General features: G+C 66.1%; 21 protein-coding genes and 1 tRNA gene. 10 read left to right on the top strand and 12 right to left on the bottom strand.

Annotated elements, in window-relative coordinates; genetic code table 11:
* The first annotated feature begins 1 nt into the window (after position 1).
* Entirely contained in the window at positions 2-256 is a 255-nt protein-coding gene (locus tag K5X80_RS03030) for a ribbon-helix-helix domain-containing protein (RefSeq protein WP_222559385.1), read from the top strand.
* On the opposite strand, the gene K5X80_RS03025 is transcribed toward K5X80_RS03030, so the two are convergent.
* Positions 250-501 carry a hypothetical protein gene (locus K5X80_RS03025; protein WP_222559384.1) on the bottom strand — a complete coding sequence of 84 codons (252 nt, stop codon included), beginning with the start codon at positions 499-501 and terminating at the stop codon, positions 250-252. The genes K5X80_RS03030 and K5X80_RS03025 overlap by 7 nt on opposite strands.
* Positions 502-555: 54 nt before the next feature.
* Positions 556-1,839: a UDP-N-acetylglucosamine 1-carboxyvinyltransferase gene (gene murA / locus K5X80_RS03020; protein ID WP_222559383.1), complete on the bottom strand. Its 1,284-nt coding sequence runs from the start codon at positions 1,837-1,839 to the stop codon at positions 556-558.
* An 84-nt stretch (positions 1,840-1,923) separates the two neighbouring features.
* Between murA and K5X80_RS03015 the strand changes: the two genes are divergently transcribed.
* Positions 1,924-2,811 (top strand): UTP--glucose-1-phosphate uridylyltransferase, encoded by an 888-nt coding sequence (locus K5X80_RS03015; RefSeq protein ID WP_222559382.1) that lies wholly within the window; start codon positions 1,924-1,926, stop codon positions 2,809-2,811.
* Positions 2,812-3,063: 252 nt separating this feature from the next.
* Here K5X80_RS03015 and K5X80_RS03010 read toward each other — a convergent pair whose 3' ends face one another.
* From K5X80_RS03010 to K5X80_RS02995, 4 genes are all read right to left on the bottom strand, one after another.
* Positions 3,064-3,711: a M23 family metallopeptidase gene (locus tag K5X80_RS03010; RefSeq protein ID WP_222559381.1), complete on the bottom strand. Its 648-nt coding sequence runs from the start codon at positions 3,709-3,711 to the stop codon at positions 3,064-3,066.
* 144 nt (positions 3,712-3,855) lie between these two features.
* The gene (locus K5X80_RS03005) at positions 3,856-4,653 is read right to left on the bottom strand and encodes a ferritin-like domain-containing protein (protein WP_222559380.1); all 798 of its coding nucleotides are present in this window, start codon (positions 4,651-4,653) and stop codon (positions 3,856-3,858) included.
* Positions 4,654-4,673: 20 nt separating this feature from the next.
* On the bottom strand, positions 4,674-5,147 hold the full coding sequence (locus K5X80_RS03000) for a peroxiredoxin (protein WP_222559379.1): 474 nt from the start codon (positions 5,145-5,147) through the stop codon (positions 4,674-4,676).
* Positions 5,140-7,875 carry a bifunctional [glutamine synthetase] adenylyltransferase/[glutamine synthetase]-adenylyl-L-tyrosine phosphorylase gene (locus tag K5X80_RS02995; RefSeq protein WP_283249264.1) on the bottom strand — a complete coding sequence of 912 codons (2,736 nt, stop codon included), beginning with the start codon at positions 7,873-7,875 and terminating at the stop codon, positions 5,140-5,142. Before K5X80_RS02995 ends, K5X80_RS03000 begins: the two co-directional genes overlap by 8 nt.
* A 107-nt stretch (positions 7,876-7,982) precedes the next feature.
* Here K5X80_RS02995 and K5X80_RS02990 point away from each other — a divergent pair, with 107 nt between their 5' ends.
* Positions 7,983-9,686, top strand: a complete 1,704-nt coding sequence (locus tag K5X80_RS02990) for a M28 family peptidase (RefSeq protein ID WP_222559377.1) — start codon at positions 7,983-7,985, stop codon at positions 9,684-9,686.
* Positions 9,687-9,699: 13 nt separating this feature from the next.
* Positions 9,700-10,695 (top strand): agmatine deiminase family protein, encoded by a 996-nt coding sequence (locus K5X80_RS02985; RefSeq protein WP_222559376.1) that lies wholly within the window; start codon positions 9,700-9,702, stop codon positions 10,693-10,695.
* A gap of 229 nt (positions 10,696-10,924) precedes the next feature.
* Here the strand turns inward: K5X80_RS02985 and K5X80_RS02980 are convergent, their stop codons facing one another.
* Entirely contained in the window at positions 10,925-11,359 is a 435-nt protein-coding gene (locus tag K5X80_RS02980; protein WP_222559375.1) for an acetyltransferase, read from the bottom strand.
* The gene (thrS, locus tag K5X80_RS02975) at positions 11,356-13,347 is read right to left on the bottom strand and encodes a threonine--tRNA ligase (RefSeq protein ID WP_222559374.1); all 1,992 of its coding nucleotides are present in this window, start codon (positions 13,345-13,347) and stop codon (positions 11,356-11,358) included. The genes K5X80_RS02980 and thrS overlap by 4 nt, the downstream gene beginning before the upstream one ends.
* A 302-nt stretch (positions 13,348-13,649) precedes the next feature.
* Here thrS and K5X80_RS02970 point away from each other — a divergent pair, with 302 nt between their 5' ends.
* The 4 genes from K5X80_RS02970 (at position 13,650) to K5X80_RS02955 (ending at position 17,526) form a co-directional block, all read left to right on the top strand.
* Complete coding sequence (locus K5X80_RS02970; protein ID WP_222559373.1) at positions 13,650-14,402, top strand: alpha/beta hydrolase; 753 nt, start codon at positions 13,650-13,652, stop codon at positions 14,400-14,402.
* A complete protein-coding gene (locus K5X80_RS02965) occupies positions 14,399-15,253 on the top strand; it encodes a tetratricopeptide repeat protein (protein WP_222559372.1) in 855 nt (284 codons plus the stop codon). The genes K5X80_RS02970 and K5X80_RS02965 overlap by 4 nt, the downstream gene beginning before the upstream one ends.
* On the top strand, positions 15,250-16,236 hold the full coding sequence (locus K5X80_RS02960; RefSeq protein WP_222559371.1) for an LLM class flavin-dependent oxidoreductase: 987 nt from the start codon (positions 15,250-15,252) through the stop codon (positions 16,234-16,236). Before K5X80_RS02965 ends, K5X80_RS02960 begins: the two co-directional genes overlap by 4 nt.
* A 63-nt stretch (positions 16,237-16,299) precedes the next feature.
* Positions 16,300-17,526 carry an NAD(P)/FAD-dependent oxidoreductase gene (locus tag K5X80_RS02955; protein ID WP_222559370.1) on the top strand — a complete coding sequence of 409 codons (1,227 nt, stop codon included), beginning with the start codon at positions 16,300-16,302 and terminating at the stop codon, positions 17,524-17,526.
* Here K5X80_RS02955 and queG read toward each other — a convergent pair.
* A complete protein-coding gene (gene queG / locus K5X80_RS02950) occupies positions 17,510-18,586 on the bottom strand; it encodes a tRNA epoxyqueuosine(34) reductase QueG (protein ID WP_222559369.1) in 1,077 nt (358 codons plus the stop codon). The genes K5X80_RS02955 and queG overlap by 17 nt on opposite strands.
* Before the next feature lie 44 nt (positions 18,587-18,630).
* On the opposite strand from queG, the gene K5X80_RS02945 reads away from it, so the two are divergent.
* On the top strand, positions 18,631-19,629 hold the full coding sequence (locus tag K5X80_RS02945; RefSeq protein ID WP_222559368.1) for an ABC transporter ATP-binding protein: 999 nt from the start codon (positions 18,631-18,633) through the stop codon (positions 19,627-19,629).
* Complete coding sequence (locus K5X80_RS02940; RefSeq protein ID WP_222559367.1) at positions 19,626-20,846, top strand: ABC transporter permease; 1,221 nt, start codon at positions 19,626-19,628, stop codon at positions 20,844-20,846. The genes K5X80_RS02945 and K5X80_RS02940 overlap by 4 nt, the downstream gene beginning before the upstream one ends.
* A gap of 15 nt (positions 20,847-20,861) precedes the next feature.
* On the opposite strand, the gene K5X80_RS02935 is transcribed toward K5X80_RS02940, so the two are convergent.
* From K5X80_RS02935 to K5X80_RS02925, 3 genes are all read right to left on the bottom strand, one after another.
* Entirely contained in the window at positions 20,862-21,527 is a 666-nt protein-coding gene (locus K5X80_RS02935) for a PilZ domain-containing protein (protein WP_222559366.1), read from the bottom strand.
* A 187-nt stretch (positions 21,528-21,714) separates the two neighbouring features.
* Positions 21,715-23,106: an FAD-binding oxidoreductase gene (locus K5X80_RS02930; protein WP_222559365.1), complete on the bottom strand. Its 1,392-nt coding sequence runs from the start codon at positions 23,104-23,106 to the stop codon at positions 21,715-21,717.
* A 42-nt stretch (positions 23,107-23,148) separates the two neighbouring features.
* Positions 23,149-23,233, bottom strand: a tRNA-Leu gene (locus K5X80_RS02925).
* Positions 23,234-23,408 lie beyond the last annotated feature (175 nt).

Below are 23,408 nucleotides of genomic sequence, written 5' to 3'. Positions count from 1 at the left end.
CATGGACATATCCTATCATCCGCCGGTCAAACGCTCGGTCGAAATTGCCGGGCACAAGACCTCGATCAGCCTCGAACCGCTGTTCTGGGACCTGCTCCGGCAGGCCGCGGCGCAGCTGGATCTGCCGCTGAACGCATTGGTGGCGCAGATCGATGCCGAACGGATTCAGGCCGAGACCCCTCCCGGCCTGGCCGGAGCGGTGCGAATCTGGCTGTTCCGGCAGATGCTCCTGCCGCCAACGGATGGGGATCAGTAGCTGCCCGGCGGGTCGCTGGCGGGGAAACTTTCGTCCGAACGCTCGTCGGTCCGGCTCCAAGGGCGGCGCGCCGGGTCGCGCATCGCTTCGGGTCCCGCGTCGCGCACCTGGGCGAAATTCTCACTGTCGGTCTGGCCCGGTGCGAACGCGGCCTGCCCCGGGCGCCCCTTGCCCTTGTTGCCCGTGACCACACGATAGCCGACGATTCCCGCGGCGGCCGCGGCAATCAGCTTGAACAAACCCATGGCCAACCTCCTTTGCCTGCTGTTCCAACGAACGAGAGCGCAGGAAGGTCCGGCTCAATCGCCGCCGACACGCTCCACATTGGCGCCCAGCAGCGAAAGCTTTTCCTCCAGCCGCTCATACCCGCGATCGAGGTGATAGAGGCGGTGCACCTGCGTCTGCCCTTCGGCCGCAAGCCCGGCGATCACCAGGCTCATCGAAGCGCGCAGATCGGTCGCCATGACTTCGGCGCCGGTCAGCCGCTCAACCCCGTGGACGATCGCCGTGCGCCCCGATGTTTCGATATGCGCGCCCATGCGGTTCAGTTCAGGCACGTGCATATAGCGGTTTTCGAAAATCGTTTCGGTCAGCACGCTGGTGCCTTCGGCGCGGCAGAGCAAGGCCATGAGCTGTGCCTGCATATCGGTGGCGAAGCCGGGATAGGGCGCGGTGGACAACGTGACCGGGCGCAGCGGGCCATCGGCATAGACGCGCATGCCGCCCGCGCTTTCCTCCACTGTCACCCCCGCGCTGCGCAGCGCCTGCACCGTCGCGTCCATTTCCTCGAAATTGGCCCCGGTCAGCGTGATATCGCCGCCCGTGATCGCCGCCGCGCAGGCATAGCTGCCTGCTTCGATCCGGTCGGACATCACGCGATAGGTCGCCCCGTGCAGGCGGGTGACGCCGTGCACGGTCAGTTCCGATGTGCCGATCCCTTCGATTTCGGCCCCCATCGCCACCAGCAGGCGGCACAGATCGACGATTTCGGGCTCGCGCGCGGCATTGTGGAATGTGCTTTTGCCCCGCGCCAGGGCAGCGGCCATCAGCGCGTTCTCCGTCGCCCCGACCGAAACCACCGGGAAACTGTAATGCCCGCCCGGCAACCCGCCATCGGGCGCGATCGCCCGGACATAGCCCGCCGCCAGTTCGATCTGCGCGCCCAGCGCTTCCAGCGCCTTGAGATGCAGATCGATCGGGCGGTTGCCGATGGCGCAGCCGCCCGGCAGCGAAACCGTGGCTTCGCCCCCGCGCGCCAGCAACGGACCGAGCACGAGGATCGAAGCACGCATCTTGCGCACGAGATCGTAAGGCGCGGTGGTGGAAGTCAGCCGCGTGGCCTGCAAGGTCATCACCCGGCCGAAATCTTCCGGCCGCCCGCCCGCGATGGCGGTGGACACGCCGAACTGCGTCATCAGATGCTGGAATCCGTCGATATCGGCAAGCCGCGGCAGATTGCGCAGCGTCAGCGGCTCTTCGGTGAGCAGCGCACAGGGCAGCAGAGTGAGAGCGGCATTCTTGGCCCCGGAAACCGGGATCGTGCCTGACAGGCGCTTGCCGCCTTCGATGATGATCTTGTCCATGTATGGCGTTTAGCGCGATTTCGCGTCGGAGCAAGGCAGTGCGCGGTTGACCTGCGCCATTGTCTCTCCATAACCGGACACGGCATGACGAAACGCAAACCCATCAAAAAAGCTGTTTTCCCGGTCGCGGGCCTCGGCACCCGCTTCCTCCCGGCGACCAAGGTCGTCCCCAAGGAAATGTTGCCGATCGTGGACCGGCCGCTGATCCAGTACGCGGTGGACGAAGCGCGCGAAGCGGGGATCGAACAGATGATCTTCGTCACCGGGCGAGGCAAGACGGCGATCATCGATCATTTCGATATCGCTTTCGAACTCGAAGCCACTCTGCGCGAGCGGGAAAAGGCGCTGGCCATTCTGGAGCCGACACACGCCGTGCCGGGCCATATCATCGCCGTGCGCCAGCAGGTGCCGCTGGGCCTGGGCCACGCGATCTGGTGCGCCCGCGCCATCGTGGGCGACGAACCGTTCGCCATTTTCCTGCCCGACGAACTGATGATCGGATCGCCCGGCTGCATGAAGCAGATGGTCGATGCCTATGACGATGTCGGCGGCAATCTGATCAGCGTGCTCGAAGTCCCGCGCGAGGACGTGTCGTCCTATGGCGTGATCGACCCGGGCGCGGCCCTGCCGGGGTTCGACGGGCGGCTGACCGAAGTCAAAGGGCTGATCGAGAAACCTCCGATTGAGCAGGCCCCTTCGAACAAGATCATTTCGGGCCGTTATATCCTGCAACCCGAAGTGATGCGCACGCTGGAAAATCAGGAAAAGGGCGCGGGCGGCGAAATTCAGCTGACCGACGCCATGGCCCGGATGATCGGCACCCAGCCGTTCCACGCGGTGACTTTTGCCGGGAGGCGCTTCGATTGCGGCAGCAAACTCGGCTTCGTCGAAGCGACCCTGGCGCTGGCGCTCGAACGGGAGGATATGGGCACAGACGTGCGCGCCATGGCGCAGCGGCTGTTGCGCGAATAACACCGCTACCCGATCGCGGGGCAAACCGAGCCCCCGTGCAGAAACCGCCCGCGCGCTCAGCCTGATGCGCACTGCAAGGGCGACTAGGGCAACAGGCTACCCGCTGCGTTCGGCCTTCGACGGGCTCAGGCCGAACGGGGACTGCTCCAGCCCCCTGTTCCTATCCGCCTGCACCGGCAAAACAACGCCACCCACAAACGACAAGGCCCGGGATCAACCCGGGCCGCGTGTGGTGCAAATTGCTGGAAAGGCTTATTCGGGGCCGCCCTTGCCACCTTCCCCGCGAGCGAGAGCAAAAGCCTGCTGGGCGGTGGTTTCGACCATGTAGGGGATCGGGTTGACCGCAACGCCCGCCACGCGGACTTCGTAGTGCAGATGCGGGCCGGTGGAACGGCCGGTCGAACCGATATAGCCGATCAGATCGCCCTTGCGGACTTTCTGGCCCGCTTTCACGGTGTAGCCCGAAAGGTGGCCGTAGCGGGTTTCCAGGCCAGCGCCGTGTTCGAGCTGGATATAGTTGCCGTAGCTGCTGAACCACTGCGCCATGGAAACGGTGCCATCGGCGGTGGCATAGACCGGCGTACCGGTGGGGCCTGCAAGATCGACACCCTTGTGCGCGCGGCGGCCGCCCAGCACGGGGTGCGTGCGCATGCCGTATTCGCTGCTCAGCCGCACGCCATCGACCGGCATGCGCGAGGGGACGGCAACGGCGGGCTGACGGTTGCCGGGAGCGGCGGAGTCCAGATCTTTCCAGCTTGCGAAAAGCTGGCGGAACTGGGTGTCGCCATCGTTGACGGCGGCTTCATCCGATGCATGGGCCGGCATCGCGGCCATCATCATCAATCCACCGCCAAGAATCGTAAGGGCGGAAGCGAGCTTCTTTGCGACCTGGCGAACCATATTTGACGCAACGTCCTCTTTTTCCGGCACCGTTACGATGCCGCAATTATCCCGTATTCGAACCCGAACACGGGCCCTCATGCCATTTCAGAGAACGTTCGGTATCCCTCCCGCCGTCTCTTCCAGCGGTTCTAAGGGTAAAGATTAAGGACAGGCAATGGCGCCGTAGAATTCCCGCGACAAACCGGCTGCGAGGCGCGCCGAGTCGTTGAACGGTGGCTTAACGCGGCCCCGAAAGTACTGATTCACGAGTTCTTTCCAGCGGATTTCCGCTGTTTTGCCCTCGTTCTGACAATGCGCGACGAAATGAGTTGTTCCGATCCGGACGTGACGAATTTCATCGTCAAGGATTCGTTGCAGGATCCGCGTACCCGCCAGATCGCCCGCCGCCTGAACCCGTGCAAGCGTGGCCGGGGTGACATCCAGCCCCCGCGCTTCGAGCACCATCGGCACCACGGCAAGGCGCGCGGCGACATCGTGCCGCGTTTCGTACGCGGCTTCCCACAGGCCATCGTGCGCGGGCAGCGCGCCATATGTGCTGCCGAACCTGCGCAAATGGCGTTGCAGAATGGCGAAATGCATCGCCTCGTCCGCCGCGACCGCGAGAAAATCGCCGACGAACGCCTGCCCCATTTCCCCGCCGAACCGCCCCGCCATGTCGAGCGCGAGGTCGATAGCGACGAATTCGATATGGGCGAGCGCGTGCCACAGGGCGATCCGCCCCCGTTCCGATCCGCCCTTGCGGCGTTTGGGCATGCGGCCCGGCGAGAGCAGTTCCGGCCGTTCGGGCCGCGCCGGGACATCGGGCATGGCCGCGTCGAACGCCCATTCCAGCCGCCCCAGCCGCCAGTCGCGCGCCACCGCCCGCGCGGCCATGACCTTGCGACAGGGATCGGCGGTGAGCAGCGCCGAACGGATCGCGGCGGCAACGGAACCGGGCATGCAACCGGCCTGAATACGGATTACAACGCCTTGGCCGCTTCCAGCACTTCGGCGGCGTGGCCTTTGACTTTCACTTTGCGCCAGACGCGCGCGATCCGGCCTTCGCCATCGAGCAGATAGGTTGTCCGTTCCATGCCCATGTAGGTGCGTCCGTACATGTTCTTTTCGACCCAGATGCCCAGCGCATCGGCCAGGCCATTTTCTACCGAATCGGAGGCCAGCGGGGCCGCCAGACCGTGCTTGGCGATGAATTTCTGATGCTTGGCGGGCAGGTCCTTGCTCACCCCCAACAGCGCGACACCGGTCTTGGCGAAATCGCCCGCCAGTTCGCTGAAATCCTTGTTCTCGGTGGTGCAACCGGGCGTATCGTCCTTGGGATAGAAGAACACCACCAGCGGCTGCCCCCGGAAATCGGACGGTTTCACCGTGCCGCCTGCGGGTTTTTCCAGCGCCACGTCGGGCATCCCATCGCCAACATCGGGGCGGTTATGCATCGTCAATCTCCAGTGTCTCGCCAAAAGTATCGTGCCAGGCGCCCGCCACACAGCGGCGCGCCTCGGTCAGTCGGGTCAGCAATTCCGCTTCATCGCCGCAGCCGCAATTGCGCGCAAGCGCCGCAGCGGCGGCGGGCGGGGGCATCGCGGCGTCCGGGGCCAGCAGCCGCGAACTGATCAGCAGCCGGGTCATGAACCGGTGCGCCTCCGCCAGTTCGGGCGGAAGCAGCCTCGCCGCGATCAGGGCATCGCGCGCGCCGAACAGATCGGGCGAAAAACCCAGATGATCGCGCAGTTGCAGATAGTGGATCAGAAATTCCACATCGACCAGCCCACCGCGCGCCAGCTTGGCGTCAAGCGCGCCTTTCGGCTGCTTGTGCGCCGCCATTTCGCTGCGCATGGTCAGCACATCGTGTTTCAGCTTGGCCGGGTCGCGATCCCGGGCCAGCACGCTGCGGACGATTTCCGAAAGCTGCGCTTTGCCTGCGTCGGAACCATAGAGCGGGCGAGCGCGGGCCAGCGCCATGTGTTCCCAGGTCCAGGCGTCTTCCCGCTGATAGCGGGCGAAGCTTTCGAGGCTGACGGCCAGCGGCCCCTGCGCGCCCTGCGGCCGCAGGCGCGTGTCGACTTCGTAGAGCGCCCCTTCCGCCGTCGGCACGCTGAGCGCGGCGCTGACGCGCTGGGCCAGCCGGTTGAAATAGAGAGTCGCCCCCAGCGGGCGGCGGCCATCGGATTCACCGCCGGCCCCGTCGGTGAACAGATAAACGATATCGAGATCGGAAGCATGCGTCAGCGCCCCCCCGCCGAACCGGCCCAGCCCCATCACCAGCAGGCTGGAGCCGGACACCCGCCCGTGCGTCGCGGCGAATTCCTCGCACGCGGCATCCGCGCAGACATGCAGCGCCGCCTCCGCCGTGCGCGCCAGCGCCTCGGCGATTTCCAGTGGATCGTGCGCCGCTTCGATCAGTTGCACGCCTAGGGCAAAGCGCACTTCGCCGACCACCCGGCGCACCCGATCCAGCCGCGCCTGATAATCGCCGCCATCGTCGCAGCGGGCCATCCGCTCCGCCAGTTCCGCCACCGTTCCGGGCAGATCGAGCGCGGTGGTGTCGATCAGCGCATCGAGCAGATCGGGACGCCGGACGAGTTCCTCAGCCAAGGGCGGAGCCAGCGTGAGAATGCTGACGACCTGTTCGAACAGCCCCGGCCGCGCCTCCAGAAGGCGAAACAGGTTCACACCTGTGGGTAATTTAACCAGAAAGGTTTCCCAACGCAGCAAGGCCGCTTCGGGATCGGGGGCGGATGCCAGCGCGGCCAGCAGAGCCGGTTCGATCGCGGCGAAGGCCGCGCGCGCGGCATCGCTGCGCAGGGCGCGGATGCGCCCGTCGGTCCAGCCCAGCACCCGTTCCGCAACCTCTTCCGGATTGGCGAAGCCCAGATGGCCAAGCTGCCCGGCGAGCGCAGGCGGCGCGCCTTCGGCAACCGGTGCGGCGCCGCCCACCACCGCGCTCTGCCCCGTCTGTTCGAGCAGGGCATCGAATCGCCGCCCGACCGTGTCGGTGATGTCGGCCAGTTCCGCCAGAAGCGCCGCGCCATCGGGCAATCCGTCCAGCCGCGCCACGCCGTCGATGGCCGCCGCATCCTTGGGCAAATTGTGCACCTGATGATCGGACACCATCTGCAACCGGTGTTCGACCACGCGCAGCCGATCGTAGCTTTCGCCCAGCAGGCGCGCATCCTCGGCCGCGATAATCCCTTCCGCCGCCAGCGCATCCAGCGTCGCCCGCGTGCCGCGCTGGCGCAGTGAAGGGCGCCGCCCGCCGTGGATCAACTGGTGCGTCTGGGCGAAGAATTCGACTTCGCGAATGCCGCCGCGCCCGCGCTTCAGATCGAAGCCGGGGCCGGGCACTGTCGGCCCGCCATAATGTCCGCGAATCCGCCCGATCAGCCGCCCGATCTCTTCAATCGCCCCGAAATCGAGGCTCTTGCGCCAGACGAACGGGCGAATGGCGGCGAGGAAATCCTCCCCCATCGGCACGTCCCCGGCGGCCGAACGGGCGCGGATGAACGCCGCGCGTTCCCACGCCAGCGCGGAGGATTCGTAATGCGTCAGCGCCGCACCGAGCGAAATCGCCAGCGGCGAGACTTCGGAAGCCGGGCGCAGCCGCAGATCGACCCGGAAGACATAGCCATCCGCCGTCATGTGCGAGAGCATTTCGACCACGCGGCGCGCCACGCGCTGCGCCGCTTCGCCGGGTTCGTCCCGTTCCCGCCGGGGCAGCGCTTCGGGATCGTAGATCAGGATCGGGTCGATATCGGAACTGTAATTGAGTTCGCCCGCGCCATGCTTGCCCAGCGCAATGGCGAAGAACCCCGCCGGATCGCTATCAGGCGCGCGTTCGCGAATCGCCGCCGCAATCGCCACATCGAGCGCGCGGTCGGCAAAGCCCGACAACCGCGCCATCACGTCAGTGAGCGAGAAGCTCCCCGCAAGATCGCCGATGCCGAGCGCCGTGGCGAGCGCCCAGCGCTCCAGCCGCAGGGCCACCGCCGGATCGTCTGCGCCGCTGCCCGCCTGCGCGGTATAGGCCAGCGCCTCCTCCACCTGCCCGGCGGCGAGCAGGGCCGCAAGTTCCGGCTGCCGATCCAGTCCCAGCGTGAGGAACGGGGAATACGCCCGTGCCCGCGCTATCGCCCCCTGCCAATCTGCGTCCCTGTCTGCGCTCATCTGCACCGCCTGCCCCACGGCGCGCGCAAGAGCAAGAGGGCGGCGCTTGTCGGCGGCGCGAGCCTCTGTCACTACAGCGCGAACCCCGCGCAAGGAACGCCCGCCCGATGACCCGATTGCTGATCGTCATGCTCACCGCGCTGGGGCTGGCCGCCTGCGCCGCCACGGCGGATACTCCGCGCACGGCGGGCCCGCCGCTGCCGATGGTCGAACGGGGCGACATCGCCATCGCCACCATGCAGGAGGTGACGCGGACGCTTTCCTCCGACGCGTTCGAAGGGCGCGCGCCGGGCACGGCGGGAGAACGGAAGACGCTGGCCTATCTGGTCGAGCGGTTTGCCGCCGCCGGGCTCAAACCCGGCAATCGCGGAAGCTGGTTTCAGGACGTGCCGCTGATCGAGATCACCGCCTCTGCCTACGATCCGCTGATCATTGCCGATCCGCGCAAGCCGCCGGAGGAAGCGGAGCCGCTGCGTTATGATTTCGGGACCGACTGGGTCGGAGTCAGCTATCGCCCGCAAAAGCGCATCGATCTGCGGCAGAGCGAACTGGTTTTCGTCGGCTATGGCATCAATGCCCCGGAAAAGGGGTGGAACGATTATGCCGGGATCGACATGCGCGGCAAGACCGCGGTGATCCTGGTCAACGATCCCGATCACGCGCGCAAGGATACCAGGGGGCTCTTCAACGGCAGGGCGATGACCTATTACGGCCGCTGGACCTACAAGTTCGAGGAAGCGGCGCGGCAGGGCGCAGCGGCCGCGCTGATCGTGCACGACACCAAGCCTGCTGCCTATGGCTGGAACGTGGTTCAGGCGGGCTGGTCCGGCCCGCAATCCCATGCCGTGCGCGATGACGGCGCCAAGGGCGAAACGCTGGTCAACGGCTGGGTCCAGAACGAGGCCGCCCGCGCCATTTTCGCGGCTGCCGGGCAGGATTTCGCCATGCTGAGCGCCGCCGCCACGCGGCCCGGTTTCAAAGCGGTGCCGCTGGGGCTGACCGCGACGACCGGCTTCGACAACGCGGTGCGCCGCTATGCCTCGAAGAATGTCATCGGCCTGCTGCCCGGCGCCGAACGGCCGGGCGAATACGTGCTTTACACCGCGCACTGGGATCATCTGGGCCGCTGCCCGGCCAGCCAAAGCGGCGACGATATCTGCAACGGCGCGATCGACAATGCCACCGGCACCGCGGCGCTGGTGGCGCTGGCCGAAGCGTTCACCAAGGCCGGCCCGCCCGCGCGCAGCGTGGCGTTCATCGCGCTGACGGCAGAAGAGCAGGGCCTGCTGGGATCGGAATACTATGCCGCGCACCCGGTATTCCCGCTGGCGCGCACGGCAGGCGGGATCAATATGGATGCGCTTTCGCTGGCCGGCCCGGCGCACGATGTCACCGTGATCGGGCAAGGCAAATCGCGGCTCGACGCCTATCTCGCCGCCGCACTGAAAAGGGAAGGGCGCACGGCCAGCCCCGACCGCGCCCCCGAAAGCGGCTTCTACTACCGTTCCGACCATTTCAGCTTCGCCCGGCGCGGGGTGCCGATGCTCTATTTCGATGGCGGGGAAAACCTGCTCCACGGCGGGCGCGCGGCCGGGGCGGCTTTCGCCAGGGACTACACCGAAAAGCGCTATCACGCGCCGGGCGACGAATACGATCCCGGCTGGGACTGGCGCGGGGTGGCGCAGGACCTTCAGCTCAACTATCTGGCGGGGCGCATGCTGGCGCAGGCGCGCGAATGGCCCAACTGGAACAAAGACGATGAATTCCGCCGCATTCGCGACGCCAGTTGCGGCGCGCCCGGCGGTTGCTGACACAGGACACGCAATGAACGACATCATGTTTCGCATGCCGCCCGAATGGGCGCCGCAGGATTGGCTGTGGATCGGCTTCCCGCACGATCCGCAGGAATGGCCCGCCTCGCTGCCCGGTGCGCAGGAACAGATCGCCGCTTTCGCCAGCGCCGTGGCCGAAAGCGGGCAAGAGGTCCGCCTGCTGGTGCGCGATGCAGCGAACGAGGCCCGTGCGCGCAGTCTCGTCAGCGGCAAAGTCACGCTGGAACGGCGGCGTTATGGCGATGTCTGGCTGCGCGACACCGGGCCGCTGGTGGTGCATGGCGGCGCCGGCGCGCGCGTGGCGCGGCGCTTCGGCTTCAACGGCTGGGGCGAAAAGTACCTGATGGACGGGGATAAGGAAATCGGCGCCGAACTGGCGCAGAACGCCGGGCTGGACGTGACCGTGGCCGACTGGATTCTCGAAGGCGGCGCGATCGATGGTGACGGCACCGGCCTCGTCGCCACGACCGAACAGTGCCTGCTGAACCCCAACCGCAATCCGCACCTGTCCCGCGCGGAGATCGAGGAGCGGCTGGCCCGCGACCTGAACTTTACCCGCGTGCTATGGTTGGGCGATGGGCTGATCAACGACCATACCGATGGCCATGTCGACAATCTTGCCCGCTTCGTCGCGCCGAACACGCTGGCCCTGCCCGTGGCGACCGGGGCGGACGATCCCAATGCCGCGATCTACGCCGATGCCCGCGCGCGGGCGCAGGCTTTCGGGGTTACGGTGCGCGATGTGCCGTCACCCGGCCGGATCGAAACGGATGGCCGCGTCGAGCCGGCGAGCTACATGAATTTCACGATCACCACCCGCCTGGTCGTCGTGCCCACGTTCGGCTCGCCCCATGATGCCGATGGCGTGGCCGCGATTGCCGCGCTGTTCCCCGATCGCGACGTGATCGGCCTGCCCGGCGATGCGGTGCTGGCGGGCGGCGGTGGTTTTCACTGCGCCAGCCAGCAGATGCCAAGCGCTACGGGCTGATGATCCGCATCATGGCGAGTTGTAAAGCGCCTCTTTTCCCGTCATGCTGAACCGAGTTGACGTTTAACCCACTGGAACAAATGACTTTCGTCATTCCCGCGAAAGCGGGAAGCCAGTTCCGCCGCTGCAAATGGATTCCCGCTTTCGCGGGAATGACGAAGCAGTCACCTGCTACTGCGCACCGTGGTGCTTGCCGTCACACGAACCGATCAATGGGCTGCGCTGCCTTTTAACCCGTATAACGCAGGTGGATCAGCGGATAGGGCCGACCCTGCGGATCGGTTTCCGAACGGCCGATCCGCACGAAACCGCGCGCTTCGTAGAACGGCAGGGCATTGGTCGCCTGCTCGCTGGCATCCACCAATGCTTCGGGCGCCAGAGTCAGCGCATGGTTCAACAGCGCCGTGCCATAGCCGCGTCCATGGACCGCCGGATCGACGAACAGCGCATCGATCATATCCCCATCCATGATGAGAAAGCCCGCCGCGCGGCCATCTTCGCCATCGACCAGCCATAGCTCCGCCTCGGCGAAGAATTGCTGCACCATGCCGTCGATTTCCGCGCGGTCTTGCGGCGTCAGGAAACCGTGCGTCGCATCCACCGCATCGCGCCAGATTTGCAGCGCGCGCGGCCGATCGGCGGCGGTTCCCCGCCGGATGATCATCGCAAATCGGGCGGGGTCGCTTCCGCCTTCAGCAGGGCAATGGCTTCGTCGAGGCTCATCACTTTCTGGTGCTGCTCACCCAGCGTGCGCATCGCAACGGTGCCTTCCTCAGCCTCGCGCTTGCCGACCACCAGCAGATGCGGGACTTTCGCCACCGAGTGTTCGCGCACCTTGTAGTTGATCTTTTCGTTGCGCAGATCGGATTCGACGCGGATGCCCGCCGCGCGCAGCTTGGCCACGGCGTCCTTCGCGTAATCGTCCGCATCGGAAACGATAGTCGCCACCACCGCCTGCACCGGAGCCAGCCACACCGGCAGCTTGCCCGCGAAATGTTCGATCAGAATGCCGATGAACCGTTCGTAGGAGCCAAAGATCGCGCGGTGCAGCATGACCGGGCGATGGCGTTCGCCGTCCTCGGCCACGTACGAGGCATCGAGCCGTTCGGGCAGCACGCGGTCCGACTGGATCGTGCCGACCTGCCAGGTGCGGCCGATGGCGTCGGTCAGGTGCCATTCCAGCTTGGGCGCATAGAACGCGCCTTCGCCGGGCAGTTCTTCCCAGCCGTATTCCGCCGTCGCCAGCCCCGCGCGCACCACGGCATCGCGCAGTTCGGTTTCCGCCTGATCCCACATTGCCTCGGTGCCGAAGCGCTTTTCAGGGCGCAGCGCCAGCTTGATCGAATATGTGAAGCCGAAATGCTTGTAGATCCGGTCGGCCAGTTCGCAGAACGCCTGCACTTCGGCCACGATCTGGTCTTCGCGGCAGAAGATATGCGCATCGTCCTGCGTGAACTGGCGCACGCGCATCAGCCCGTGCAGCGCGCCGTGCGGTTCGTTGCGGTGGCAGCAGCCATTCTCATAAATGCGCAGCGGCAGATCGCGATAGGACTTGATGCCCTGGCGGAAGATCAACACGTGCGCCGGGCAGTTCATCGGCTTCAGCGCCATCCATTCGGCATCGCCCGAGATGATCGGCCCTTCATCCTCGACATTGGGCACTTCGTCGGGGATCACGAACATGTTTTCGCGGTATTTGCCCCAGTGGCCCGATTGTTCCCACTGGCGCGCGTCCATCACCTGCGGGGTCTTGACCTCCTTGTAGCCCGCGCCGTCGATCGCCCGGCGCATGTAGGCTTCCAGTTCGCGCCAGATCACGTAGCCCTTGGGATGCCAGAACACGCTGCCGTGCGCTTCCTGCTGGAGATGAAACAGGTCCATTTCCGTGCCGAGCTTGCGATGATCGCGCTTGGCCGCTTCCTCCAGCCGGTGGAGGTGTTCGTCGAGCTGCTTCTTGTTGAGCCAGCCGGTGCCGTAGATGCGGCTGAGCATGGCATTCTTCTGATCGCCGCGCCAATAGGCGCCCGATACGCGGGTGAGCTTGAACGCCCTGGGATCGAGCTTGCCGGTGGAGGGCAGGTGCGGGCCGCGGCACATGTCGTACCAGTCGCCACCCGAATGATAGACCGTCAACTCCTCGCCCGCGGGAAGTTCGGCGGCCCATTCGGCCTTGAACGTTTCGCCCGCCGCCTGCCACTGGGCGATCAGCGCATCGCGCGCCACCACTTCGCGTGTCAGCGGCTTGTCGGCGGCGATGATCTCACGCATTTTCGCTTCGATGGCAGGCAGGTCTTCGTCGGTGAAAGGGCGATCTTTCGGCGCGAAATCGTAATAGAATCCGTCATCCGTCGCCGGGCCGAACGTGATCTGCGTGCCGGGGAACAGTGCCTGCACCGCTTCGGCCAGAACGTGGGCATAATCGTGCCGCGCCAGTTCCAGCGCGTCGGCCTCGTCCCGGCTCGTCACCAGCGCCAGTTGCGCATCGCCCGCGAAAGGGCGGGAAAGATCGACCAGTTCGCCATCGATCCGCGCGGCAAGAGCGGCCTTGGCAAGGCCCGGCCCGATCGCGGCGGCGACATCGGCGGGAGTCGAACCCTGCGGCATTTCGCGCACGGAACCATCGGGCAGGCTGATCTTCAGAAGTTCGCTCATCGCACTCGTCTCAATTCGCTGTGTGGCGCGCCATGGCACAAGCCGCCGCGCACCGGAAGAGTTCGCGTCGCCGGAAGGAAGCCGATTCGGGAAGCCGACGCTTTGCCGCCCGGACCGGGGCGGCCGCCGCGCTGCTCAGGCCGCGCGCAACCGCCCCCACAGAGTGGAGGTAGTCGTCGTGCCGCCTGTATCGCGTCTATGCGCCATGCACGGCGCTCTAGCAGGCGCAAAGGGCGGAGTCACGCACGGCCTGAGAGGGTGGGCCTTGCCTGCCGCGCGGGCCATCCCCATGATGGCAGACAATGACCGACACGCAATTTCATGCCCTGCCAGACGGGTGCCGCCTCGCCTATCGCTTCACCCCGGGCAGCGGCCCGGCGCTGGTGTTCCTGCCCGGCTACATGTCCGACATGGCAGGCGGCAAGGCGACCGCGCTGTTCGACTGGGCGCGCGAGCGCGGGCAGGCCTGCCTGCTGCTCGACTATTCGGGCTGCGGTGAAAGCAGCGGCGATTTCGCCGACGGCACGCTTTCGCGCTGGCGCGGCGAAGTGCTGGCGCTGATCGCGCTTACCCTTGGCAATACGGCGCCGGTGGTCCTGGTCGGCTCCTCCATGGGCGGGTGGCTAATGCTGCTGGTCGGGCGCGAACTGGGTGGGCGGCTGGCGGGCCTTGTCGGCATCGCCGCCGCACCCGATTTCACCGAATGGGGCACCAGCGAGGCGGACAAGGCGCGGCTTGCCGCCGGACAAACCGTCTATGAAGACAATCCCTACGGTCCCGATCCCACGCCAACACACCCCGGATTCTGGCAGGATGGGCAACGCCTGCGCCAGTTGGACACCGCTATCCCGGTTGCATGCCCGGTGCGGCTGCTCCATGGCCAGTGCGATGGCGATGTGCCGTGGGAAATCGCCCTGCGCACGGCAAGCGCATTGCGTTCACCCGATGTGCAGGTCGTGCTGGTCAAGGATGGCGAACACCGCTTTTCCCGCGATTCCGATATCGACCTGATCCTGCGGACTGTCGCGGCCCTGCCCGGAATGCCCCACCCATGATCGCCTCCCTGCTTCTCCCCCTGTTCGTCCATGCCAGCCCCGTGGCGCTGACTCCGCCCGATGTCTCCGGCCTGCCGCCTTCGGACCGCCCGGTTGCCCGCCAGCCGAAAAAACAACCGGCGGAAACGCCGCCCGCCGCGATGCCACCCGGCACGCCCGACGAATTGCAGACCTGCCTCCATCTGGCACAGACCAAGCCTGCCGAAGCGATCAAGCAGGCGGGCGACTGGCTTTCTGCCAGCAAGGGCGCGGCCAAGGCATTTCCCTATCAGTGCCTCGGCGCGGCGCTGGGGCAGTCCGGCAGTTGGGACGAAGCGGAATATGCTTTCCTCCAGGCCCGCGAAGCGCTGGCGCCCGGCGAAACCCTGCAACGGGCGCGCCTTGCGGCAATGGCGGGTAACGCCGCCATGGTCGACGAACGCTACGACGCCGCGCTGACCGCGCTCGATCTGGCGCGCGCCGATGCCGCCAGCGCGGGCGATGCCACGCTGACCGGCGGAATCGAAGTGGATCGGGCCCGCGCACTGGCCAATCTCGGCCGCCTGCCGGAAACCGGCGAAGCGCTGGCCATCGCGCGCAAGAATGTGCCCAACAATGCCGAAGCCTGGCTGTTGTCGGCCACGCTCGCCCGGCGCGAAAACCGCCTGCCCGCGGCGCAAGGCTACATCGAAAAGGCCGCCGAACTGCGCCCGGTCGATCTCGAAATCGGGCTGGAAGCGGGCGTGATCGCCATGCTGTCCGGCAACGAACAGGCTGCGCGCAAAAGCTGGAAATCGGTGATCGATGCCGATCCATCCAGCCCCGAAGCGCAGACCGCCCAATCCTATATCGCCCAACTGGACACGCCATGATCCCCATTTCCGTACTCGACACCGTGCCGGTCAGCGAAGGCAGCACGCCGCGCGATGCGATGCTGGCCAGCGCCGAACTGGCAAAAGCGGCGGAAGATGCGGGCTATGCCCGGTTCTGGATCGCCGAACATCACGCGATGGATGGGATCGGCGGGGCGGCGACCTCGGTCGTGCTGGCGCATATCGGCCATGCCACCACGACCATCCGCATCGGTTCGGGCGGGATCATGCTGCCCAATCACAATCCGTTCGTGATCGCCGAACAGTTCGGCACGCTGGATGCGCTGTTTCCCGGGCGAATCGATCTCGGCCTGGGCCGCGCGCCCGGGGCGGACGGGCGAATCGCCAACGCCATGCGCAAGAACATCGGGCAGGCGGCCGAATATTTCCCGCAAGACGTGATGGACCTGCGCATCTATTTCGATGGGCAGGCAGAAGTTGCGCTCAAGCCCAATCCGGGCTGGGGGGCCAGCGGGATCGAGATGTGGATGCTCGGCTCCAGCCTCTACGGCGCACAACTCGCCGCGCAACTGGGCATGCCCTATGCCTTCGCCAGCCATTTCGCGCCGGATCATCTCGATGCAGCGCTGACGCTCTATCGCGAACGGTTCCAGCCGTCCGAACGGTGGGACAAGCCGCATGTCATGGCGGGAATGACCGTGTTCACCGCCGAAACCGACCGCGAGGCGCAGATTCTGGCCAGTTCGCAGGAACAGATGTATGTCGCCCTGCGCACCGGCCAGCCGGGCAAGATCCTGCCGCCGATCCCCGATTACCGCGAAAGCCTGCCGATGCAGGCACAGGCAATGCTGGCCCATGTCGGGCAGGCCGCGGCCGTGGGCAGCCCGGCCACCGTGCGCGCGGCGGTGGGCCGTTTCCTCGACCGGACGCAGGTGGACGAACTGATCATTTCGGGCGCCACGTTCGATCCCGCCGCCCGCCGGCATGGGATAAAATTGACCTGGGATGCACTTTCCGCCTGATTGATCGGGACACACGCTGCATCGGGGCTTGACGGCGCGGCCATTTCCGCCAACTCACCTGCCATGGACAAGGCAGATATCGTGATCGTTGGCGCGGGTCATGGCGGGGCACAGGCCGCCATCGCGCTCAGGCAGAACAAATTCGAAGGCTCGATTCTGATGATCGGGCGCGACAGCGAGCCGCCTTATGAACGCCCGCCCCTGTCCAAGGAATATCTCGCCCGCGACAAGGAATTCGAACGCATCTACATCCGCCCGCCGCAGTTCTGGGCGGACAAGGGTGTGGATTTGCGCCTCGGCGCAACGGTCACCGCGGTCGATCCCGCCGCGCACACGCTGACGCTGGCCGATGGCGGCACCGTCGAATACGGCAAGCTGATCTGGGCCGCAGGCGGCGATCCGCGCCGATTGCCGCTGCCGGGCGGCGATCTGGCCGGGGTCCACGGGGTGCGCGACCGCGCCGATGTCGATCGCATGATGGCCGAACTGGATGGCGGCGCGAAGAACATCGTCGTCATCGGTGGCGGCTATATCGGCCTGGAAGCGGCCGCCGTGCTGACCAAGCTGGGCTGCCATGTCACTCTGCTCGAGGCGCTGCCGCGCGTGCTGGCGCGCGTGGCGGGCGAACAACTGTCCGAATTCTACCAGAACGAACACCTCGCCAAGGGCGTCGACCTGCGGCTCGAAGTCGCGCTGGACAGCCTCGAAGGCAAGGATGGCCGTGTTACCGGGGCCAGGCTCGCCAGCGGCGAAGTCATCCCGGCCGACATGGTGGTGGTGGGCATCGGCATCGTTCCGGCTGTCGCCCCACTGATCACGGCGGGCGCGGCGGGCGCCAACGGCGTGGATGTGGACGAATTCTGCCGCACGTCCCTGCCCGATATCTATGCCATCGGCGACTGCGCGGCCCATGCCAACGCTTTTGCGGGCAACGCGGTGATCCGCCTCGAATCGGTCCAGAACGCCAATGACATGGCCAACACCGCGGCCAAGCATATCATGGGCGATGCGCAACCTTATCACGCGCTGCCGTGGTTCTGGTCCAACCAGTTCGATCTCAAGCTGCAGACGGCGGGCCTGTCCATCGGGCATGACCAGACGGTGCTGCGCGGCGATCCGGCCACCCGCAGTTTCTCGGTCGTCTATCTTAAAGGCGGCAAGATCATCGCTCTCGATTGCGTCAACGCGATGAAGGACTACGTCCAGGGCCGCAAGCTGGTGGAAGCGGGCGCGGCCATCGCCCCCGATCTGCTGGCCGATGCGGCCACTCCGCTCAAGGACATGGTGTAAGCTGATCCAGCGCCCAGCGGGCGGCTTCGGCCACCACCGGGTCTGCATCGTCCAGCAAGGCGCGCACCGGTGCGCTCAGCGCCTGATCGCCGCTGTTACCCGCCGCGATCAGGCAGTTGCGCACGAACCGGTCGCGCCCGATCCGCTTGATCGGGGATCCGGAAAACAGCGCGCGGAACCCCGCGTCGTCCAGCGCCAGCAATTCGGCTAGGCGTGGGGCCACCAGTTCGGCACGCGGCAGGAATGCCCGGTTGCGCGCCGCGCTGGCGGCGAACTTGTTCCATGGGCAGGCCGCCAGACAATCGTCGCAGCCATAAATATGGTTGCCGATCGCCTTGCGGAACTCCTCCGGAATCGGTCCTTTCAGTTCGATAGTCAGATAGCTGATGCAGCGCCGCGCATCGAGCCGGTAGGGCCCCACGAAAGCCTCCGTCGGGCAGGCCTGCTGGCAGGCGTCGCACGAACCGCAGCGATCGGTATGCGGCGCGTCGGGCGGAAAGGGGATTTCGCTGTAAATCGCCCCCAGGAACAGCCAGCTCCCGTGCGTGCGGCTGACCAGATTGGTGTGCTTGCCCTGCCAGCCCAGCCCGGCCTGTGCGGCCAACGGCTTTTCCATCACCGGCGCGGTGTCGACGAACAGCTTTAGCCGAGCCTCACCCAGCCCGGCTTTCACCCCTTCGGCCACCAGCCAGCGCGCCAGCCGCTTGAGCGCCTTCTTCATCACATCGTGATAATCGGCCCCCTGCGCATAAACCGAAATGCGCGCCCGGTCCGGCGCGGCGGCCAGAGCCATCGGATCGCTCGCCGGGGCATAGCTCATGCCCAGCGCGATCACGCTGCGCGCTTCGGGCCACATCGCTTCGGGGCCGCGCCGCACATCGGCACGGTCCGCCATCCATGCCATTTCGCCATGGAAACCCGCCGCCAGCCACGCATCGAGCCGTTCCCCGCGCACGGGATCGTCCACCGCCGGAGCGAAGCCGACGGCAACGAACCCTTCCCGCTCCGCCTCGGCGATGAAACGGCGCTTGAGGTCGGCAATGGCCGCAGTGTTAACCAAACTTCCTATGCCCTCTTTTCATTCCCCGGCGATATGGGACAAGCATGAAGATGGAGCTAGGCGAACAGGTTTCCCGCGGCAATACGCAAGCCCCCCTGGCAATAGAGGCGCGCGGACTGGTCAAGCGCTTCGGCGAGACGCTGGCGGTCGACGGGATCGACATTTCGGTGCCCGAAGGCGCGATCTACGGTATTCTCGGCCCAAACGGCGCGGGCAAGACCACGACACTGCGAATGCTGCTGGGGATTATCGATCCGGATGCCGGGGTGCGGCGCTTGTTCGGCCATGACCGGCCACATGAAATCGCCCGGCTGATCGGGTATCTGCCGGAAGAACGCGGGCTGTATCCAACGATGAAAGCGGTGGAAGCGATCGCTTTCATGGGCGCGCTGCGCGGGCTGCCGCTGAAGGAAGGGCGCAGGCGCGGCCACGAATTGCTGGATCGCCACGGTCTGGGCCATGCGGCCGACAAGCAGATCCGCCACCTGTCCAAGGGCATGGCGCAAACCGTGCAATTGCTGGGGTCGCTGGTGCATCGGCCCCGGCTGGTGGTGTTCGACGAACCGTTTTCGGGTCTCGACGCGCTCAATCAGGGCAAGCTGGAGCGGATGATACGCACGCTGGCCGAAGACGGCACCACAGTGATCTTTTCCACGCATGTCATCGCCCATGCCGAACGGCTGTGCGAACGGATCGCCATCATCGCCGGGGGCAAAGTGCCTTTCGCCGGGGCCGTCGATGTCGCGCGCGACCGCATTCCGCCGCAAGTGCGGCTGGAAACGCGCGTGCCCGATGGCCCGTGGCGGCAAGCCCTTCCCCAGGGGGCGCAGCAGGAAGTGGCACCGGGGGGCAGCACCGTGTGGCATTTCGCCCTGCCCCCCGATGGGATCGAACCGCTGCTGCGCCAGCTTATCGCGAGCGAGGCGGGCATTCTTTCGCTCTCGATCGAGCGGGCGGGCCTGCACGATGCCTTCGTCGCCATCGCGGGGGAGGCCGCCGCTCGCGCGCTCGACAGCGAACAGGCAGAGGATATCTCTTCGTGACCGCCGCCCGTCTGTCATTGTTTCAGGCTGCACTGGTCATCGCCCGGCGCGATTTCGTGGCGGTGCTGTTCAGCCGCGCATTCTTCTTCTTTCTGCTCGGCCCACTGTTCCCGGTGGCGGTGATCGCCACGGCCGGGGCTCTCGGCGGCAGTCTGGCCGAAACCGGGCGTCCGGTGATCGCCATCGCCATGGCATCGCCCGACCGCGAGGCCTTTATCGCCGCGCATGAAGCGGTCGTGCCCCGGCTGGGCAGCATCCTGCCCACCATCGTCCCGCTCGACCGCCCGGTGCGCGATCCGCAGGCGGAACTGGCGCGCCCCGGCACACGCTGGACAGCCATCGTCAGCGGAACGGTGCAAGCCCCGGTGCTGACCGGACCGGCAGAAGCCATCGAAGACTGGAAAGGGCCTGTGGCGATCATCGCCGCGCAGGCCGCACATAACGGCAAGCCCCTGTTCCCTGCGGTTGCGCTGACCTCGGTCAGCACCAGCACGGCCCGTGAAGCCAACGGCCGCATTCGCACGGCACAGGCGGCGCAAACGCTGATGTTCATGCTCACCATGCTGCTGGCGGGCATGGTTCTGTCCAATCTGGTGGAGGAAAAGAGCAACAAGATCATCGAGATTCTCGCCGCCGCCATCCCGATAGACGCGGTATTCCTGGGCAAGCTGTTCGCCATGCTGGCGGTGTCGCTGGTCGCCATTGCAATCTGGGGCGCCGCCGGGCTGGGTCTGGCCGTACTGGCGGGCAAGGCTCTGCTCATTCTGCCGGGGCCCGCGGTGGGCTGGCCACTGTTCTTTGCGCTGGGAACCGCCTATTTCGCCATGGCCTACCTGCTGCTCGGCTCGATTTTCCTCACCGTGGGCGCTCTCGCCAGCACGGTGCGCGATGTGCAGACGCTTTCCATGCCCGTCACCATGATGCAGCTCATGGTGTTCTTCTTCGCCACTTATGCGCTGTCCCAGCCGGGCGGCTGGGCGGAACTGGCGGCCATGGTTTTCCCGTTCAGTTCGCCTTTCGCCATGATCGCCCGGGCCGCGCGCGATCCGCATGTGTGGCCGCATGTGCTGGCGCTGGTGTGGCAGATGCTGGTCGTGGCGATGCTTGTCCGCGGCGGGGCCACGCTGTTCCGCCGCCGGGTGATGAAATCGGGTGGGTCGCGCGTCAGGCCGTGGGCCGCGCTGGCCCGCTGGCGGGCACGCCCCTCCGGGCCCTGAGCATCCGGGCGAAAATCAGGTGATCTGTTCGCCGTTCTGCGCGGGGCGGCCTTCGGCCTCCGCGCCGCCAATCGTATGCAGCGCCCAGACGAGTTGGGCCAGCTCCTCGAACCGGAACGTCCGGTCGAGCACCAGACCATAGGCGTTGTCCTTGCGCCAGCGCACGCGCCCGTTAAGTTCGGGCAGCAATTCCGAAGCGATCCGCACCCGCTGGTCAATCGCGAAACGCGCCGTGCAATCAATCCGCATGCCATGCTGCGAAAAATTGCGGATCATCGCCGATGCTGGTTCGCCCAGGCCTGCAACCGTCACCGGGACATCGACCGCGAGGCGCACCGGGCGCTTGGGATAAGGTCCCGAATCACCGATCAGCCGCGCCAGATCGATCGGCTGGGCGAACCGGAACCCGGCATAGCCATCGTGTTCCCACACCGCTTCGATGGCATGGCGATCGCCGTTGGGCATCTCCAGCACGAAATGTTGATGGGGCGGCAAGGCATGAAACAATTGCGCACGAACGCCGCTGACCGAGGCATCGCGCAGGATGCACAGGTATTCGCCGCTGGGCGCCACCAGCTTCGCGGCCCGGAACAGGAGCGTGAAACGCGGATCGCGGCGACTGTCCATCGCCAGCCTTTCGCCGGCGGTGGCCCCGCTGTCTGGCGCTCCTGTCACGCTCACATCGCTACTCCGTCATACGGACGCCGAGCTGCCGCGAGCCGTCCATTCCAGCCCTGCTTATGGCTCTGGCGGGGTTAACAGCTCCCTAAACCACCCCCATGGAATCCGCCGGGGACGAGTTTGCGCTATTTTGCCGGAGCCACGCTCGACAGGCGGTACGAAAGGGCGCTGCCTTGCGCTCTTCCAGTCAGAGATCGAAGATCTTGCCGGGATTCATGATCCCTGCCGGATCGATCGCCCGCTTGATCGCCCGCATCAGATCCACCGCATCTTCGCCATGTTCCGCGATGAGATAACCTTTCTTGCCGATCCCGATGCCGTGTTCGCCGGTACATGTGCCGCCATGGGCCAGCGCCAGTTCGACAATCCGTTCGGACAGCGCCTTGGCCCGCGCCACTTCATCCGCCGAATCGGGATCGAACACCATCACGACATGAAAATTGCCATCCCCGACATGGCCCACGATGGGGCCGATAATCCCGCTTGCGTCCACCGCCGCGCGGGTTTCCGTGATGCAATCGCACAGGCTGGAAATCGGCACGCAGACATCGGTGGAAAGCGCCGTGCCGCCCGGTTTGAGCGCGAGATCGGCATAATAGGCCTTGTGCCGCGCATCCCACAGGGCGGTGCGTTCCTCCGTATTGGTGGTCCAGCGGAACCCGCCCCCGCCATGCGCCGCGGCGATCTCCCCGAACTGGGTCGACTGTTCAGCGACCCCGGCCGGAGTACCGTGGAATTCGAGGAACAAGGTCGGGCATTCGGCCAGATCGGTTTTCGAATAGCGATTGACCGCGCGAATTTGCAATTCGTCCACCAGTTCGATCCGGGCGACGGGAATGCCCATCTGGATCGTCTGGATCACCGTATCCACCGCCCCGCGCAAAGTGGCGAATTCGCACACCCCCGAAGAAATCGCTTCAGGCTGACCATAGAGGCGCAGAGTCACTTCGGTGATAATGCCGAGCGTCCCTTCCGAGCCGATGAACAGGCCGCTGAGATCATATCCGGCGGCGGACTTGCGGGCGCGGCTGCCAGTGCGGATGATCCGCCCATCGGGCAGCACCACCGTCAGCCCCAGCACGTTCTGCCGCATCGTGCCGTACCGCACCGCATTGGTGCCCGATGCGCGGGTGGCCGCCATGCCGCCCAGCGTCGCATCCGCGCCGGGATCGATGGGGAAGAACAGCCCGGTATGGCGCAGTTCCTCGTTAAGCTGCTTGCGCGTGACACCTGCTTCGACGGTACAATCGAGATCTTCCTCGCTCACCCGCAGCAGCCGCTGCATTTGCGACAGATCGACGCACACCCCGCCCTGCGCGGCAAGAAAATTGCCTTCGAGCGAAGTGCCGACACCATAGGGAACAATGGGGATGGCATGCGCCGCGCAATGCCTGACGGCGGCGGCGACTTCCTCCGTCGAATGGGGGAAGATCACCGCATCGGGCAGCATCGCGGGAAAGAAGGTTTCCGCGCGGCCATGATGTTCGCGCACGGCCGCAGCGGTGCTGAACCGGTCGCCGAACAGGGCCCGCAGGCCATCGTAGGCTGCCGATGCCGATTGTGCCGTGTTTGCGCTCATCGTCGTGTCCTTCGCCCGGAAGCCTCCTGCCCCGGCGAACCCTGGTGCGGGCGGCGGGACTCGAACCCGCACGTCCAAAGGACAGGGGATTTTAAGTCCCCGGCGTCTACCATTCCGCCACGCCCGCACTGCTTCGCCTTGCGGCCTTGCCCGGCTAGCCCGCCGTGCGCCGCGCCGCAACGCCTAAACCGGGATGGACTGCATACGAGAAGGTCCCCTCCTGCCGTGACCGCTATCCCAGAGCGGCCGGACGCAATCGGCGGCGCCCCTACCGGTGCACCGCCGACAACACCCGCCACAGG

The sequence above is a fragment of the Caenibius sp. WL genome (assembly GCF_019803445.1).
Lineage (GTDB): Bacteria > Pseudomonadota > Alphaproteobacteria > Sphingomonadales > Sphingomonadaceae > Caenibius.
Note: the sequence above shows the minus strand (reverse complement) of the source record. Positions and strands in the feature narration are given on the sequence as shown.

What these genes read in the sequence shown, in the direction of transcription:
- K5X80_RS03030 (WP_222559385.1), top strand. Translation starts at nt 2, where the DNA reads ATGGACATATCCTATCATCCGCCGGTCAAACGCTCGGTCGAAATTGCC.
- K5X80_RS03025 (WP_222559384.1), bottom strand. Translation starts at nt 501, where the DNA reads ATGGGTTTGTTCAAGCTGATTGCCGCGGCCGCCGCGGGAATCGTCGGC.
- murA (WP_222559383.1), bottom strand. Translation starts at nt 1,839, where the DNA reads ATGGACAAGATCATCATCGAAGGCGGCAAGCGCCTGTCAGGCACGATC.
- K5X80_RS03015 (WP_222559382.1), top strand. Translation starts at nt 1,924, where the DNA reads ATGACGAAACGCAAACCCATCAAAAAAGCTGTTTTCCCGGTCGCGGGC.
- K5X80_RS03010 (WP_222559381.1), bottom strand. Translation starts at nt 3,711, where the DNA reads ATGGTTCGCCAGGTCGCAAAGAAGCTCGCTTCCGCCCTTACGATTCTT.
- K5X80_RS03005 (WP_222559380.1), bottom strand. Translation starts at nt 4,653, where the DNA reads ATGCCCGGTTCCGTTGCCGCCGCGATCCGTTCGGCGCTGCTCACCGCC.
- K5X80_RS03000 (WP_222559379.1), bottom strand. Translation starts at nt 5,147, where the DNA reads ATGCATAACCGCCCCGATGTTGGCGATGGGATGCCCGACGTGGCGCTG.
- K5X80_RS02995 (WP_283249264.1), bottom strand. Translation starts at nt 7,875, where the DNA reads ATGAGCGCAGACAGGGACGCAGATTGGCAGGGGGCGATAGCGCGGGCA.
- K5X80_RS02990 (WP_222559377.1), top strand. Translation starts at nt 7,983, where the DNA reads ATGACCCGATTGCTGATCGTCATGCTCACCGCGCTGGGGCTGGCCGCC.
- K5X80_RS02985 (WP_222559376.1), top strand. Translation starts at nt 9,700, where the DNA reads ATGAACGACATCATGTTTCGCATGCCGCCCGAATGGGCGCCGCAGGAT.
- K5X80_RS02980 (WP_222559375.1), bottom strand. Translation starts at nt 11,359, where the DNA reads ATGATCATCCGGCGGGGAACCGCCGCCGATCGGCCGCGCGCGCTGCAA.
- thrS (WP_222559374.1), bottom strand. Translation starts at nt 13,347, where the DNA reads ATGAGCGAACTTCTGAAGATCAGCCTGCCCGATGGTTCCGTGCGCGAA.
- K5X80_RS02970 (WP_222559373.1), top strand. Translation starts at nt 13,650, where the DNA reads ATGACCGACACGCAATTTCATGCCCTGCCAGACGGGTGCCGCCTCGCC.
- K5X80_RS02965 (WP_222559372.1), top strand. Translation starts at nt 14,399, where the DNA reads ATGATCGCCTCCCTGCTTCTCCCCCTGTTCGTCCATGCCAGCCCCGTG.
- K5X80_RS02960 (WP_222559371.1), top strand. Translation starts at nt 15,250, where the DNA reads ATGATCCCCATTTCCGTACTCGACACCGTGCCGGTCAGCGAAGGCAGC.
- K5X80_RS02955 (WP_222559370.1), top strand. Translation starts at nt 16,300, where the DNA reads ATGGACAAGGCAGATATCGTGATCGTTGGCGCGGGTCATGGCGGGGCA.
- K5X80_RS02945 (WP_222559368.1), top strand. Translation starts at nt 18,631, where the DNA reads ATGAAGATGGAGCTAGGCGAACAGGTTTCCCGCGGCAATACGCAAGCC.
- K5X80_RS02930 (WP_222559365.1), bottom strand. Translation starts at nt 23,106, where the DNA reads ATGAGCGCAAACACGGCACAATCGGCATCGGCAGCCTACGATGGCCTG.